The organism is Microbacterium yannicii (assembly GCF_024055635.1).
Classification (GTDB): Bacteria; Actinomycetota; Actinomycetes; order Actinomycetales; family Microbacteriaceae; genus Microbacterium; species Microbacterium yannicii.
The window spans coordinates 135,120-148,876 of sequence record NZ_JAMXMB010000027.1 but is presented as its reverse complement, the minus strand read 5'-3'; the positions used below and the strand labels follow the sequence as shown (position 1 = coordinate 148,876).

At 69.8% G+C, this 13,757-nt stretch carries 13 protein-coding genes; 6 read left to right on the top strand and 7 right to left on the bottom strand.

What is annotated here, in order from left to right; genetic code table 11:
• Positions 1–67 precede the first annotated feature (67 nt).
• Positions 68–685, top strand: coding sequence for an N-acetyltransferase (locus NCG93_RS11620; protein ID WP_194414204.1), 618 nt, complete (start codon positions 68–70; stop codon positions 683–685).
• Between the two features lie 42 nt (positions 686–727).
• Here NCG93_RS11620 and NCG93_RS11615 read toward each other — a convergent pair whose 3' ends face one another.
• Together NCG93_RS11615 and NCG93_RS11610 are read right to left on the bottom strand one after the other, a co-directional pair.
• Positions 728–2,056 carry an RNA polymerase sigma factor gene (locus NCG93_RS11615; RefSeq protein ID WP_194414203.1) on the bottom strand — a complete coding sequence of 443 codons (1,329 nt, stop codon included), beginning with the start codon at positions 2,054–2,056 and terminating at the stop codon, positions 728–730.
• Positions 2,053–2,385, bottom strand: coding sequence for a YciI family protein (locus NCG93_RS11610; protein ID WP_241741853.1), 333 nt, complete (start codon positions 2,383–2,385; stop codon positions 2,053–2,055). Before NCG93_RS11610 ends, NCG93_RS11615 begins: the two co-directional genes overlap by 4 nt.
• A 118-nt stretch (positions 2,386–2,503) precedes the next feature.
• On the opposite strand from NCG93_RS11610, the gene NCG93_RS11605 reads away from it, so the two are divergent.
• Positions 2,504–3,052, top strand: a complete 549-nt coding sequence (locus tag NCG93_RS11605; protein WP_194414202.1) for a dihydrofolate reductase family protein — start codon at positions 2,504–2,506, stop codon at positions 3,050–3,052.
• A gap of 118 nt (positions 3,053–3,170) precedes the next feature.
• On the opposite strand, the gene NCG93_RS11600 is transcribed toward NCG93_RS11605, so the two are convergent.
• On the bottom strand, positions 3,171–3,536 hold the full coding sequence (locus tag NCG93_RS11600) for a DoxX family protein (RefSeq protein WP_194414201.1): 366 nt from the start codon (positions 3,534–3,536) through the stop codon (positions 3,171–3,173).
• A gap of 113 nt (positions 3,537–3,649) precedes the next feature.
• Between NCG93_RS11600 and NCG93_RS11595 the strand changes: the two genes are divergently transcribed.
• The 4 genes from NCG93_RS11595 (at position 3,650) to NCG93_RS11580 (ending at position 9,808) form a co-directional block, all read left to right on the top strand.
• Positions 3,650–4,084, top strand: coding sequence for a winged helix-turn-helix transcriptional regulator (locus tag NCG93_RS11595; RefSeq protein ID WP_194414200.1), 435 nt, complete (start codon positions 3,650–3,652; stop codon positions 4,082–4,084).
• 74 nt (positions 4,085–4,158) lie between these two features.
• Positions 4,159–5,268 (top strand): winged helix DNA-binding domain-containing protein, encoded by a 1,110-nt coding sequence (locus tag NCG93_RS11590; protein WP_252787527.1) that lies wholly within the window; start codon positions 4,159–4,161, stop codon positions 5,266–5,268.
• A gap of 136 nt (positions 5,269–5,404) precedes the next feature.
• A complete protein-coding gene (locus NCG93_RS11585; RefSeq protein WP_194414198.1) occupies positions 5,405–7,711 on the top strand; it encodes an outer membrane protein assembly factor BamB family protein in 2,307 nt (768 codons plus the stop codon).
• Between the two features lie 81 nt (positions 7,712–7,792).
• Positions 7,793–9,808: an outer membrane protein assembly factor BamB family protein gene (locus NCG93_RS11580; protein WP_194414197.1), complete on the top strand. Its 2,016-nt coding sequence runs from the start codon at positions 7,793–7,795 to the stop codon at positions 9,806–9,808.
• Positions 9,809–9,810: 2 nt separating this feature from the next.
• Here NCG93_RS11580 and NCG93_RS11575 read toward each other — a convergent pair whose 3' ends face one another.
• Genes NCG93_RS11575 through NCG93_RS11560 form a run of 4 tightly spaced genes read right to left on the bottom strand, consistent with a single transcriptional unit; the run spans position 9,811 to position 13,697 of the window.
• Positions 9,811–10,782 carry an ROK family protein gene (locus NCG93_RS11575; RefSeq protein WP_194414196.1) on the bottom strand — a complete coding sequence of 324 codons (972 nt, stop codon included), beginning with the start codon at positions 10,780–10,782 and terminating at the stop codon, positions 9,811–9,813.
• Positions 10,783–10,837: 55 nt separating this feature from the next.
• Entirely contained in the window at positions 10,838–11,842 is a 1,005-nt protein-coding gene (locus NCG93_RS11570; RefSeq protein WP_252787526.1) for a hydroxyacid dehydrogenase, read from the bottom strand.
• Positions 11,839–12,768: a carbohydrate ABC transporter permease gene (locus tag NCG93_RS20120; protein ID WP_194414195.1), complete on the bottom strand. Its 930-nt coding sequence runs from the start codon at positions 12,766–12,768 to the stop codon at positions 11,839–11,841. Before NCG93_RS20120 ends, NCG93_RS11570 begins: the two co-directional genes overlap by 4 nt.
• Entirely contained in the window at positions 12,765–13,697 is a 933-nt protein-coding gene (locus NCG93_RS11560; protein ID WP_194414194.1) for a carbohydrate ABC transporter permease, read from the bottom strand. Before NCG93_RS11560 ends, NCG93_RS20120 begins: the two co-directional genes overlap by 4 nt.
• Positions 13,698–13,757: the final 60 nt, after the last annotated feature.

Below are 13,757 nucleotides of genomic sequence, written 5' to 3'. Positions count from 1 at the left end.
GTCAAACAAACCTTGCCGAGAGCCTGGGCTCGTCGCAGACTGTCAGCACCGACGCAAGGAGCCCGTCATGGCCGATGAGGATGTTGCGACCGAGGCGGGCACGGGGACTTCCCACGTCATCAAGCCGCTCACTCCGGAGACCTTCCCGGCGTGGCTGGCGCTGGCCGAGAAGCACAACGGGGTGTGGGGCGGGTGCTACTGCCACTACTTCCACGGCGACACGGAGCACACCGTCAAGAGCGACTACCACGGGCCGACGTTCAAGCAGCGTCTCGTGGCGGAGGGGGTCGCGCACGCGGCCCTGGTCTTCGACGGCGACGATGCGATCGCATGGTGCGAGTACGGCAGCCCGCTCGAACTGCCGAACATCTACCACCGCAAGCAGTACGACGCCGGCGAGACGAACCCGGCGCCCTGGCGCATCACCTGCTTCTTCGTCGATCGTGACCACCGGCGTTCGGGAGTCGCGAGGGAAGCGCTGGATGGCGCGCTCGATCTCATTGCGCAGGCCGGCGGAGGCGAGGTCGTCTCGTTCCCCAACGAGCTGGCCCCCGGCAAGCGCACGTCATCATCGTTCCTCCACAACGGCACGAGGGCGATGTTCGAGAAGGCCGGATTCACGTTCGAGCGTCACATCGGCAAGAGCAAGACAGTCATGCGCAAGACGATTCCGGCCCGCGGCTGACACCCTGCCCGAGGGCGGTGGTGCGATCCCGCACCGCGGGCCTCAGCCGGACAGGTAGTCGTCTGCGCCCGTGCCGCCCAGCCCCGCCGCTTCGGTGGCCGCTGCGTCGGCGCGCATGCGAAGAAACTGCTGCTCGCGCGGGTTCGGAGCGAGGTCTGCCGCGCGCCGCAGCTCGACGGCGGCGGCCCAGGCATCCCCGATGTCCAGCAGCAGCTCGGCACGCACGGCAGCGAGCAGATGGTGCTCCGCCAGCTCGGGGGCCCCGGAAAGGCCGTCGAGCATCCGCAGCCCTTCCGCCGCGTCGCCCGCGCGGGCGACGGCGACCGCGCGGTTCATCGTGACGACCGGTGACGGCGCCACGAGTGACAGCAGACCGTACAGCTCGGCGATCGTCGCCCACTCCGTGTTGGACGCCGTCCGGGCGCGGGCGTGTGCGGCGGCGATCGCGGCCTGGATCGCATAGGGGCCGGGGGCCGCGCTGAGTTCCCGGGCGCGCAGCAGCGAACGGAAGCCTCGCGCGATGAGCAGCTGGTCCCAGCGGCCGCGGTCCTGGTCGGCGAGCCGCACCGGCGCACCGTCGGCATCCGTGCGGGCCGGCAGGCGCGACGCCTGCAGCTCGAGGAGCGCTGCAAGAGCATGCGTCTCAGCGTCGTCTGGCACCAGTTCTGCGAGTGTGCGCGCGAGTCGCAGCGCTTCGAGACAGAGATCGGGGCGCACCCAGTCGTCGCCGATCGTGGCCGCGTGCCCCTCGGTGAAGATCAGGTAGATCACCTCGTGGACGGCGCCGAGCCGAGTACGCCTCTCGGACTCGGCGGGGACCGTCGCATCGAAACCCTGCTCAGCCAGCCGTCGTCGACCGCGCACGATGCGCTGACCGATCGTCTTCTCGGGCACGAGGTACGCGCGGGCGATCTCCCGCGTGGTCAAGCCGCCGAGCAGTCTGAGGGTGAGCGCGACCTGGGACTCACGCGTCAAAACGGGATGGCACGTGGCGAAGAGCAGGCGGAGCACGTCGTCGGCGATGCCCTCGTGCTCGACGATGAGATCGAAATCGTGACCACCCTCGTCGATGTCGACCCGGGTCCGTTGTCGCTCGTCGTCCGCGACGGCTCCGAGTTTGCCGCCCAGATTCGCCGCCCGGCGGATACGGTCGATCGCACGGTGCTTGGCCTCCAGCGTCAGCCATGCGCCCGGGTTCGCCGGCACCCCGGTGACCGGCCACTTCTCGATCGCCGCGACGATCGCGTCCTGCAGGCTGTCCTCGGCCAGGCCGACGTCGCGCACGGTGTGCGCCAGACCCGCGATGATCCGGCCGCCTTCGAGGCGGTAGACCGCATCGATGGTGCTGCGTGCATCGCGGGTCGAGGTCACTCCGGCGGCCCGAACACGGGTCGCACATCGCCTTCGCCGTCGCCTACGACCGACCAGAAGCGACGCGCCATCACCAGCGCCTCCTCCTCGGAACGCACCTCGATGAGTGCGAAGCTCACGACGGTCTCCTTCGCCTCGGCATAGGGACCGTCGGTGATCGAGAGCTCACCGCCCCGCGACGAGATGTGCAACCCCTGGCCGAGTCCGCCGGTCGCCAGCAGCACGCCGGCGCTCGCCATCTCGTGGATGAGCTCGCCCATCTCGGCGAAGAGCGCCGCATCGGGCGCCGGACCGCCCCCGTTCGTCGTCATGAGATAGCGCATGGGCATCAGCATCCCACCGCCGACGAATATTCGACCAGACCCGTGTCGAAATCGGGCCGCCCCGATCGGTGCCTGTGTAGGAGGGCGATCGAAGGGATCGTCCGCAGCAGATGAGGACAAGAAAATGCGCAAGATCATCGTGGGAGAATTCATCTCGCTCGACGGCGTCGTCGAGGCTCCCGAGCAGTGGCACATGACGTATGCCAGCCCCGAGATGTTCAACGTCATGTGGGGTCTGAGCGACGCGTGCGACACGACGCTGCTCGGCCGCGTCACCTATGAAGGATTCGCGGCTGCTTTCGCCGACGCCCCCGCCGACAATCCCGTGGCCGCGAAGATGAACAAGAACGCACGGGTCGTCGTGAGCCGCACGCTGCGTGACCTCGACTGGGCGAACTCGACGGTCCTCGAAGGCGAGCTCGAGGAGGGCATCGCGGCGCTCAAAGCCACGCCCGGCGGCGACATCCTGACGACCGGCAGCACCACTCTCGTCCAATCGCTCCTGCGCGCGGGCCTGGTCGACGAGCTGCATCTGCTGATCCACCCCGTCGTCGTCGGCGAGGGTCGGCGTCTCTTCGAGCAGGACAATCCGCTCAGCTTCACGCTGGGCGAATCGGCTGCCCTCCCGAACGGCGTCGTCCACGCGGTGTACCGGCCGGTGTCCGCGAACTGAACGGATGCGCCACCGCCGGACCGGGAGAGAACAGAGATGAGCGGATGCCGCGGGCAGCGGCATCCGCTCAGCCCTTGCTCCGTCGCCCGAGCGGGCTCGACTCAGGGCCGACCGCGGGTCAGAGCACGACCAGGAAGCCGAGCACCGCGCTCGCCGCAGACAGCACACCCAGAACGACGGACGGCGTGGCGTTCTCTTTGCGCCGGATGTGGACCACGACGGCGCCGATCATGACGATGGTGAGAGCGGTCGCGGCGATCGGGGTGAGGATGGGGGCGATGCCGCTGAGCAGGGGGAGGATCAGGCCGATGCCGCCGATGAGCTCGGCGGCGCCGATGAGCTTGACGGTCGGATCGGCGAAGTCGTCGGCCCAGGCCATGCCGCTCGCGACGAGCGCGGACTTCGGGCGGAAGAGCTTCATCGAGCCGGCAGCGATGAACGCGAGCGCGAGCAGGCCGTTGAGGATCCAGAGGGCGATGGTCATGCGGTACTCCAGGGGAGAGATCGTGGGGTCTGTTACTGTTTGTAAGCAACCCCATGATGCGTCACTCCCGAGACGCGTACAAAAGGCACACGGATGTAAGTGGGTGACATCGGATGGCGAAGACACTGACCGTGGCGATCGCGGGCGATCCCGCCGCCACCGGATACGAGCGCTCGTGCGAAGGGGATGCGTCCGGCACCGACCACGGGCGTGCGATCCGCGACGTGCTGGATCGCGTCGGTGACAAATGGTCGCTGCTGGTCGTCGCGACGCTGCGCGATCAGCGCCTGCGCTTCACCGAGCTGCAGCGCCACATCCCGGGCATCTCGCAGCGCATGCTGACCCTGACGGTCCGCCAGCTCGAGCGGGACGGCCTCATCACCCGCACCGTGCACGCCGAAGTGCCACCTCGGGTCGAGTACGAGCTGACCGAGCTCGGCGGCACCCTCATCGAGCTGGCCATGGCGCTCGCCGACTGGGCGATCGAGAACCACCCGCGCATCGAGGACTCCCGCGCCGCGTACGACGCCGTGCACCCCGCCCGCTGACGGCGCCGCTCGCCGATGCCCACGCGGTCGCCGAAATGCTCCGTCATGTCGGCACTCCGCGCCATGATGGGCGAGTGGACGCTTCGTCTCGTTCCCCCCTCGGCGCACGTGCGACGGCTGTGCGCTCCGAGCGGCTCCGATCGCACCGACTGAGCGCCCCCGCGCGCACCATCGCCGAGGCCGCGCGGCACATGCTCGCGACTCAGGCGCAGGAGTTCTGGGGCGGTCGCTGGGCGGTCGCCGCACGCACGCGCGGAGCGATGACGGTGAGCGATGTGGATTCGGCATTCGACCGCGGCGAGATCGTCCGGTCGTGGACGATGCGCGGCACCATCCACCTCATCCCCGCCGAAGACCTGGCGTGGGTGCTGTCGATCACGGCGGAGCGCCAGCGACGTCAGGCGGCGGCGGTGCACCGCGCCGAGGGCATCGACGGGCCGGAGCTCGAGCGTGCCGAGAGCGCCGCGCGCGCCGCGCTCGGCGGCGGCAATCGGCTCACGCGCAAAGAACTCTTCGAGGTGCTCGAGCTCGCCGGTGTATCGACCATGAAGCAGCGCGGCTACCACCTGCTCGTCGCGCTGTCGCTGCGCGGCATCGTGTGCCAAGGTCCGGTCGTGCCGAGGGTCGGCGGGCCGACGCGCGAGCAGTACATCGTGCTGGCCGACGAGTGGATCCGCGGGTCGGCCGCCCCGGCCGACCCGCTCGCGGAGTTCTTCGCCCGCTTCATCCAGTCCCACGGTCCTGCGGGGGCGCGGGACTTCTCCTGGTGGACCGGGCTGCCGCTGGGGATGGCGCGCGCAGCGGCAGAGGCGGCATCCGCTCGACTGGTCGTGGTCGGCGACGAACCCGAGCCCCAGTACGTCCTGGCCGGCGCTCGGCCGCGGCGGGATCCCACCGCCGCCGACGTGGTCGCGCTGCCGCCTTTCGAGGAGTACTACCTGTCGTACGTCGACCGCACCGTGCCGTGCGCCCCGGAGTTCCTCACGGCGGTCGGCCCGAGCATGAACGGCATCGTGCGCCCGATCCTCGTTGCTCGCGGCGAGATCGTCGGCGTCTGGACGCATTCGGTCGCGGTGGGCCGTCACGCCGACGACCCGATCCCCGAGCTGTTCGCTCCGGGTGCCGCGACGGATGCCGAGATCTCGGCCGCCCTCGCCCGCTACCGCGCCTTCATCACCGGCTGACCGCGGCTTGCCGCGCTGCACTGCGCGGCGTCAGAAATGTGCGGAATTGTTTGTTTGTTCCCTCTTTCATTGCGTCGTCGCGCTGTCTCTCCTTCACTTGTCGCAGCACCCACGCGTTCAACGGAGAGGCGTTCTCATGGAGCAGCCACAGATCACCCGAACCACCGCCCTGCTGGTCGGCGGAGTCATCGCACTCGCAGCTGTGCTGAGCGGCGCACCGGCCTCGGCAGCAACGTCGGCGTCGGTGTCGTCACCGGCCGCGGTCTCCGCGTCGGCACCTCCACCGCCCCAGATCGACGATCTCGGGCCGGCTGTCGTCCAGTTCTCGCTGATGAGCTCCGTGACCGTCGGCGACACCGTGTACGTCGGATCCCGCAACGTCTCGCCGGCGCGGATCGTCGCACTCGACATCCCGACCGGCGAGGTCACCGCGGTCACCTACCTGGGCACGGGCCACTCCCTGCAGGCGATGGCCGTCGATCCCGCCGGGCGGTACCTGTATGCGGGCGTGCTGCAGGACGCCGCCGGAACGCAGCCCAACCTCTATCGGTGGGACCTCGCGACACCTGACGAGCCCGCCGTCGCGATCGGTCGCATCGGAGACCGCAACGTGCGAGCCATCACGGTCGCTCCCGACGGTCACGTGTTCGCGGTCGGCGACGGGGGAGCCACGCCGCCCCCGCTGTGGGAGTTCGATCCCGGGACGGGTCAGGTGACCAACCTCGGCGCTCCCGATCCGTCCGCGACCGGCGCTCGCGCGGTCGCGGCCACCGCCACGACGGTGTTCTTCGGTGGAGGAACGCTCTTCGGGGGCGGCGCCGCCCGGGCCGGGCTCTACGCCTACGATCGGGCGACCGGCGTCTCCCGCAACGTCACTCCCACCGAGATGCAGGGCGATCCGAGTATCCGCGAACTCGCGGTCTTCGGCGACAGGCTCCTGGTGGGATCGGCCGCGTCCACCGCGCAGTCGAAGGTCGCCGCGATGGACCTCGCGGATCTCGGCAGCTACTCGGTGGCCACGTCGATCGGCAAGACGGCCAAGAAGTTCGCGATGATCGGGGACACCGTCTACTTCGCCAACGAGGGCGGCGTGCTGTCGTACTCGCCCGCGTCGGGCGCGATCGAAGAGGTCTCGTTCGACGGCCCCTTCCTGGGCGAGATCTGGGGGATCGGCGTGAGGGCGGGCAAGCTGGTCGTCACCTCGGCGTTCGGATTCGTCGCCGAGATCGACCCCGCGGCGCGGACATCCGTCGTCACCGACCTCGTGACGGCAGGGGCGCCGGCATCGCCACAGGCAGCCATGGGGTTGGCGGCCGGCCGCGGATCGGTCTATGTCGGCGGCACCGGCGCCGTCGCCAAGCACGATCTCACCGATGGAACCGTCGAGTATCTGCGTGCCCCGGGAGAAGCCAAGGATGCCATCGTGGTCGACGGCGTGCTCGTGACCGGCCAGTACAGCTCGCAGGGCATCTGGAGGTACGACCCGAGCGACGGCCGCCCGCTCAGTCAGGTGGCGGCGTTCCCGGGCGAGCAGAACCGGCCGCAGGACGTCCAGTGGGACGACGTGAATCGGCTCGCGCTCGTCGGCGTGCAGTCCGACACCGTCGGGGGCGGCTCGCTGTGGACGTACGACCCGGCCACCGGTCAGTCGGGCATGTTCGTCAACCCCATCGACGCGAAGCAGTACGTCCGCGCCGTCGCCACCCATGACGGCGTCGCCTACCTCGGCGGCGGCCTGCAGAACGCCGACGGTCCTGGCACCGTCGTCGCCGTCGATCCGGTGAGCGGCACGGAGCTCTGGCGCATGGCGCCGATGCCCGGAGCAGGCATCTCCGCACTGGCGGTGCAGGGAGAAAACCTGTACGGGCTGACTCGCAAGGGCGGGTTCTTCGTCGTCGACCTCGCGCAGCGCACCGTCGTTCACACGGCGGACGTCAGCTCGGTCAGCACCGGCTTCGCCGCGCTCGTGACCAACCGCGGCGTCGTCTACGGCGTGTCCGACACCGACGTGTTCCGGTTCCACCCGACGACGTTCCAGCTCACCGAGGTGGTTCCCGACATCGACGGGGCCTGGTACAGCGGTGCCCACATCACCAACGACGAGCTCGGCAATCTCTACACCCTGCAGGGACGCGATCTGGTGCGCATCGACGATCGGCCGATCCCGGTCAGCATCGTGGCTGAGGCCCGGTGCCTCGGATCGAAGACCCAGCTCATGGTGAAGGCGAGGAACGACGGGGACGAGCCGATCTCCCTCGCGATCACGACCCCGTACGGAGAGAAGGCGGTCGCGTCGGTGGCGCCCGGAAAGAACGCCACAGCGACGTTCAACATCCGGACGGCGACCGTGCCGTCTGGCGCGGTGACCGTTCAGGCGGCCCGCGGCTCGGACGGGATGCAGACATCCAACCCGGCGGTCTTCGACGGGGCTGCCTGCCGCTGACCCTGACGCTGTTCGAGCAGTTCCACTGCGAGACCAGGACAGCGCCGCATCGTTGCGGCGCGCCGACGGAGAGAGCACATCATGACGAACGGACTCACTCGACGGCAGATGCTCGTCGGCACAGCCGGCACGGTCGCCCTCGCAGTGACGATGCGACCCGGCGACGCGGCAGGGGCGCAGCTCGAGACCGGGCTCGGCTGGGGGAAGGTGCGCATCCGGGACCTCGGGCCGGGCGTGGTGCAGTTCCCCCTGATGAGCAGCCTCGTCGTGGGGAACACGCTCTACATCGGGTCGCGCAACCTCCAGCCCGCCCGCGTGATCGGATTCGATCTGACCACCCGCCGCGTGACCAGCCGCACCGATCTGAGTTCGGGGTACGCCGTGCAGGCCATGGCGGTCTCACCCGACGGGACGGCGCTGTACATCGGCACACTCCGCAAGGACGACGACACCGGTGCGAGCGTGCACCGGTGGGACCTGACCACCCTCTCGGTGCCCGCCACACCGCTGGCGTCGACCGGTGACCGTGATGTGCGCGCCCTCGCCGTCGCGCCGGACGGCAGGATCTACGTCGCCGGTGGCGGCGAGCCGCCGAAGCCGCCATCGCTCTGGGAGGTCGACCCCGCGACCGGCGCGGTCGCGGACTGGGGCACACCGGACCCGGGGGCGACCATAGCCCAGGCCGTCGCGGCGACAGCCTCGACCGTGTACTTCGGAACCGGGTCCACGCTGGCGGGTGGCGCCGGCAGCGCCGGGAAGCTCTTCGCCTTCGACCGCGGCACGCGGGCATTCGAGAACATCCTGCCGAGCGAGGTGGCGGCCGCGGTGTCGGTCACATCGCTCTCGGTGCTCGACGATCTGCTCGGCGTGGGGCTGAAGGGCCCGGGAAAGTCGCTGCTCATGAGTCTCGCGGCCCCGTCCACGTACGAGGTCATCCCGCAGACCGGCGTACAGCTGCGCCGACGGGGCGAAGATATCTACTACGTGAAGGCGCCGAGCGTCATGGCCTACTCCCGTGCCACCAAGAAGATCACCAACCTCCAGAACCGCGACCTGGCCCTGCTCTGGGGTTTGGACATCGCCGGCGATCGCCTGGTCGGGGCATCCGAATACGGGTTCGTCGCTGAGATCGACCCGGCGGCCCGTACCAGCACGGTCACAGAGCTGCTGGATGCCGGGGCACCGGCCGACCCGCAGGCAGTGATGGGGATCGCCGCCGGTGCCGGGTCGGTGTACGTCGGCGGGACTGGCGCGATCAGCCGGCTCGACCTCGCGACCGGCACCGTCACGCGCATACGGATGGGGGGCGAGGCGAAGGACGGCGTCATCGTCGACGGCGTCCTCTACACCGGGCAGTACAACTCGCAGGGGATCTGGCGGTACGACCCGGGTTCCGGCCAGCCGCCCGCGCAGGTCGTCGCACCCGCGGCGGGCCAGAACCGGCCACTGGACGTGTGCTGGGACCCGGTGAACGGGCTGGTGCTTCTCGGTGCGCAGAACGACACGGGCGGCGGTGGCTCGTTCACCACGTACGACCCCGCCAACGGAGCCCACACGACCGCGGTGAACCCGATCGACGCCCGGCAGATGGTGCGGGCGGTTGCGACAGCCGGCGGCATCGCCTTCCTCGGCGGCGACAACCTCTACGCCGAGGGGCCGCGGAGCACCGTCGTGGCGTGGGATCCCGTCGCGGGCACGGAGCTGTGGCGCGTGGATGCGGGGCTGCCCGCGGGCATCGCGGCCCTCGCGACCGACGGCCGTCGCCTGTTCGCCCTCGGGAGGCGTGCAAGCGGACTGGTGGTCGTCGACCTCGAGAGCAGGTCCGTCGTGCGCGTTGTGGACGTCAGCGGCGTCGCCACCGATTTCGGCGCCCTCAACTGCTTCCAGGGCACGGTCTACGGGGTGTCCGACACGACGCTGTTCCGCGTCGACGCGACCAGCCATCGCCTGTCGACGGTCGTCGGTGACATCGACGGCGGCTGGTACAGCGGCCCGCATCTCGACATCGACGAGAACGGCGTCGTGTACACGATGCGGGGTCTGAACCTGGTCGCGGTCGAAGACGGTGCCCGCCGCGGACGCCCCTCACCTCGGTGACGTCACACCCGACCGCCCGCGCCTGCACGAAGCGCGGACGCCAGGTCGCGGGCGGTGATCGCCGCGCCGACGACACCGGCATCCTCGCCGCACCGGGCGGAGAGGACGAACGGTCGTCGATGGAACGAGAGCATCTGATCGAGTTCGGCCCGCAGCGGACCGACGAGGGCTTCGCCGGCCTGAGCGAGACCTCCACCGACCACGACGGCGTGCGGGGCGAAGGCCGCCACCAGCCTCGCGATGCCCTGCGCCAGCGCGGTCACCGCATCCGCCCAGACCGCCGCGGCGTGTCGGTCGCCACGTTGCGCGGCGTCGAACACCTCGCGTGCTCCACCGACGGCGATTCCGGAAGCGGCTGTGTAGCGCCGCGCGATCGCTGACGCCGAGGCGATGGTCTCCAGGCAGCCGACCGCGCCGCATGGGCAGCGCTCGCCCTGCGGATCGGCGACCGCGTGCCCGATCTCGCCGGCGTACCCACCACCGGAATAGGGCGTCCCGTCGATGACGAGCGCGCCGCAGATCCCCGTGCCGATCGCGACGACGAGCGCCGACGGGTAGCCGTAGGCCGCGCCGATGCGGCTCTCGGCGAGCGCGGCGGCTCTCACATCGTGCTGCACCGAGACCGGGAGGCCGAGCTCCCGTTCCAGCATCCGGCGCAAGGAGACGTCCTGCCAGCCCAGATTCGACGCATATCGGACCACCCCGCGTGACTCGTCCACGAGACCGGGAACGCAGACCCCGACGGATCGCGGCCGCAGGTCGACCTCGTTCCTCCTGGCGTGGGCCCGTGCCAGGTCGGCGATCGCGGCGACCACCGCCTCAGGACCCCACGGCGTCGGAGTGCGTCGGACGGCGTCGATGCGACCGTCGGCATCCACTGCCGCCGACTTGATCTGCGTGCCGCCGATGTCCAGTGCGAGCACGGCGTCGCCGCCACCGAGGAGCCGCACGGGCGGCCGGAGGGTGCGCGACATGCGGATTCCTTCGTTCGGGATGCTGCGGACCGGCGCCGCACGTGGCGCCACGTGGTCAGGCGGTGATGGCGTAGCGCTCGGGGGCGAGCTCGTGAGCGAGCGGTCGGCCCGTGGTCAGGCGTCGCAGTTCTTCCAGGACCGAGGCGGCCAGCCGGCCGAGTTCGGTGCCCAGCGACCCCGCGATGTGGGGTGTGAGCAGCACGCGGTCCGACGTGTACAGCGGATGACCGGGCGGAAGCACTTCGGGAACGGTGACGTCGAGCACGGCGTACAGTTCGCCGTCCACGACCCGTGCGGTCAAAGCATCCTGATCGATGATCTCGCCACGCGCCGTGTTGATGAGGGTCGCGCCGTCGCGCAGCAGCGCGATGCGCCGTGCGTCGATCATGTTGTCCGTCTCGGGCAGCGAGGGGGCGTGCACTGAGACGACATCCGAGGTGGCGAGGAGCTCGTCCAGCTCGAGGGGCGTCACGCCGAGGGCTGCAGCATCCGTCACCGACAGGAACGGGTCGTACGCGACGACCTCGAAGGAGTACGAGCGCAGGAGCTCGATGACCCGGCGGCCGATGGTCGAGGCTCCGACGATGCCGACTCGCTTGCGGAAGTTGCCCATGTCGGGAAAATCGGCGTCCGGCTGCACGTCGTCCTGCAGCTCGCGATAGCGGGCGGCGATCGGCAGCACGGCCTTGCCCGCCAGGACGATCATCGCAACGGTGTACTCAGCGACCGGGATCGCGTTGGCCGCAGCCGCGGAACTGACACGGATGCCCCGTGCCAGCACGTCCTCGGTGAGATAGGGCTTGACCGAGCCCGCGGAGTGCAGGATGGCCGCCAGCTTCGGCGCGGCCTGCAGGGCGTCGGCATCGATCTCAGGCGCACCCCAGCCGGTGACGAGCACCTCGACGTCTGCCAGCACGTCTCGCGCGGCATCCGATCGGAACTCGTGCAGGAAGCCCGCGACGTCCGCGACCTCCGCGAACTCGGCCACGCGCGCCGGCGGGTACATGCGTGCCCGCACCGACTCGGCCATGGCGAAGGCGATCCGCTTGCGGCCGCTCACTTGACGCTTCCCGCCGACAGCCCCGACCGCCAGAAGCGCTGCAGCATCACGAACGCGATGACGAGCGGCAGGATCGAGATGAACGACCCGGCGATCACCAGCGTCGAGAACTCGGGGTTCTGCTGCACCTGGCTCTGCCACAGCGCGATGCCGACGCTCGAGGGGAAGAGGTCGCGGTTCTGCAGCATGATCAGCGGCAGCATGAAGTTGTTCCAGATGCCCACGAACTGGAAGAGGGCGATCGTGACGAATCCGGGCGTCAGCATCGGAAGCCCGATCCGCAGGAACGTGCGCACGGTCCCCGCGCCGTCGACGCGCGCTGCTTCGAGGGTCTCGTCCGGGATGTAGCCGGCGCTGAACACGCGGGCGAGGTAGACGCTGAACGGGTTGCAGAGGGTCGGGATCACCACGGCCCAGATCGTGTTGGTGAGGCCGACGGAGGCCGCGAGCAGGTACAGCGGGATGACCGTGGCGGTGTTCGGGATGAGCACGCCCACCAGCACCGCGCCGTACCAGGTGCCTTTGCCGCGGAATTCGAACTTGTCGAACGCATACCCGGCCATCAGAGCGATGAACCCGCCGACCACGGCGCCGATGCCGGCGTACAGGATGCTGTTGACGAGCCAGCGTACGAAGATGCCGCCGTCCTGCGTGAACAGCTGCTCCATGTTGGCCAGGAACGCGCCGCCGAACACGAAGACGTCGCCCGAGTAGAGGCCGGTCGCGTCCTTCGTCGCCGCGAACACGAGCCACAGCAGCGGCAGGATCATGTAGGCGCAGCCGACGAGCAGCAGCCCGTTCACGCCCGCGATCGCGGGGAGGCGGCGGAGGATCTTCCTGCGGGTCCGCGGCGGCTGCGCCGGCGAGCGCAGAGGAGCGGATGCCGCGACCTGAGGCGTCGGCGGCGTGGCGAGGACGGCGCTCATCGCGTGCGCTCCTTCGAAGTGAATCGGGTGACGGCCCACGACAGCACACCCGCGAGGAGCGCGAGGATGATGGAGGCGGCCGCGGCCTGGGGGAGGTTGTTGCGGTTGAAGGCGGCGTCGTAGGCCCACATGTTCGGGACCCAGGTGCTGGTGACGGCGGTCGTCGCCGACGAGAGGATCTTGGGCTCGGTGAACAGCTGCAGCGAGCCGATGACGGTGAACAGCAGCGCGACGCCCAGCGCCGGCCACACCAGCGGCGTCTTGATCGAGAAGGCGGTGCGGATCTCTCCGGCGCCGTCGACACGGGCAGCCTCCAGGATCTCGCGGGGCACGGTCTGCAGGGCGGTGAACAGGATGATGACGTTGTAGCCCGCCCACTCCCACACGGCGATGTTCACCATCGAGGGAAGCACCAGCTCCACCGAGAGGAAGTCGATCTCGATCCCGCCTGAGGCCAGTGCCTTGACGATCGGGCTCACCCCGGGCGTGTAGAGGTACGCCCAGATGAGCGCGGCGATCACACCGGGGACCGCGTGGGGCAGGAAGAGCAGCAGCTGGAACGCCCGCCGGGCATAGGTGACGGCGGCGTCGAGCAGCAGCGCGAGCACCAGCGCGGTGATCAGCAGCGTCGGCACATACAGGACGCAGTAGATCGCGAGGCGTCCGAAGCCTTCGAGGAACGTGCGGTTCGACAGGACATCGAGGTAGTTGCCGACGCCGACGAAGTCGACCCTCGCGTCGCCGAAGCCGAGGCCGCTGCGCTTCTCGGCGAACAGGCTCAGCCCGATCGCGTAGACGACGGGGGCGATCATCGTGATCGCGAAGAGCGTGAAGAACGGGATCAGGAAGATCGCCGCGGATCGGCCACCCGTTCCCGGGATGCTCCGCCGGCGGGTCGCGGAGCGGCCGGAGCGAGTCTGGAGCGCCATGAGCGGAACCCTTCGAGAGGGGACCCCGGCCGGGCGGGCGCGCCCGCCCGGCCGGGGTCC

Coding starts and splice junctions, on each gene's coding strand:
- NCG93_RS11580 (WP_194414197.1), top strand. CDS start 7,793: ATGACGAACGGACTCACTCGACGGCAGATGCTCGTCGGCACAGCCGGC.
- NCG93_RS11595 (WP_194414200.1), top strand. CDS start 3,650: ATGGCGAAGACACTGACCGTGGCGATCGCGGGCGATCCCGCCGCCACC.
- NCG93_RS11560 (WP_194414194.1), bottom strand. CDS start 13,697: ATGGCGCTCCAGACTCGCTCCGGCCGCTCCGCGACCCGCCGGCGGAGC.
- NCG93_RS11605 (WP_194414202.1), top strand. CDS start 2,504: ATGCGCAAGATCATCGTGGGAGAATTCATCTCGCTCGACGGCGTCGTC.
- NCG93_RS11620 (WP_194414204.1), top strand. CDS start 68: ATGGCCGATGAGGATGTTGCGACCGAGGCGGGCACGGGGACTTCCCAC.
- NCG93_RS11585 (WP_194414198.1), top strand. CDS start 5,405: ATGGAGCAGCCACAGATCACCCGAACCACCGCCCTGCTGGTCGGCGGA.
- NCG93_RS11600 (WP_194414201.1), bottom strand. CDS start 3,536: ATGACCATCGCCCTCTGGATCCTCAACGGCCTGCTCGCGCTCGCGTTC.
- NCG93_RS20120 (WP_194414195.1), bottom strand. CDS start 12,768: ATGAGCGCCGTCCTCGCCACGCCGCCGACGCCTCAGGTCGCGGCATCC.
- NCG93_RS11575 (WP_194414196.1), bottom strand. CDS start 10,782: ATGTCGCGCACCCTCCGGCCGCCCGTGCGGCTCCTCGGTGGCGGCGAC.
- NCG93_RS11610 (WP_241741853.1), bottom strand. CDS start 2,385: ATGCCCATGCGCTATCTCATGACGACGAACGGGGGCGGTCCGGCGCCC.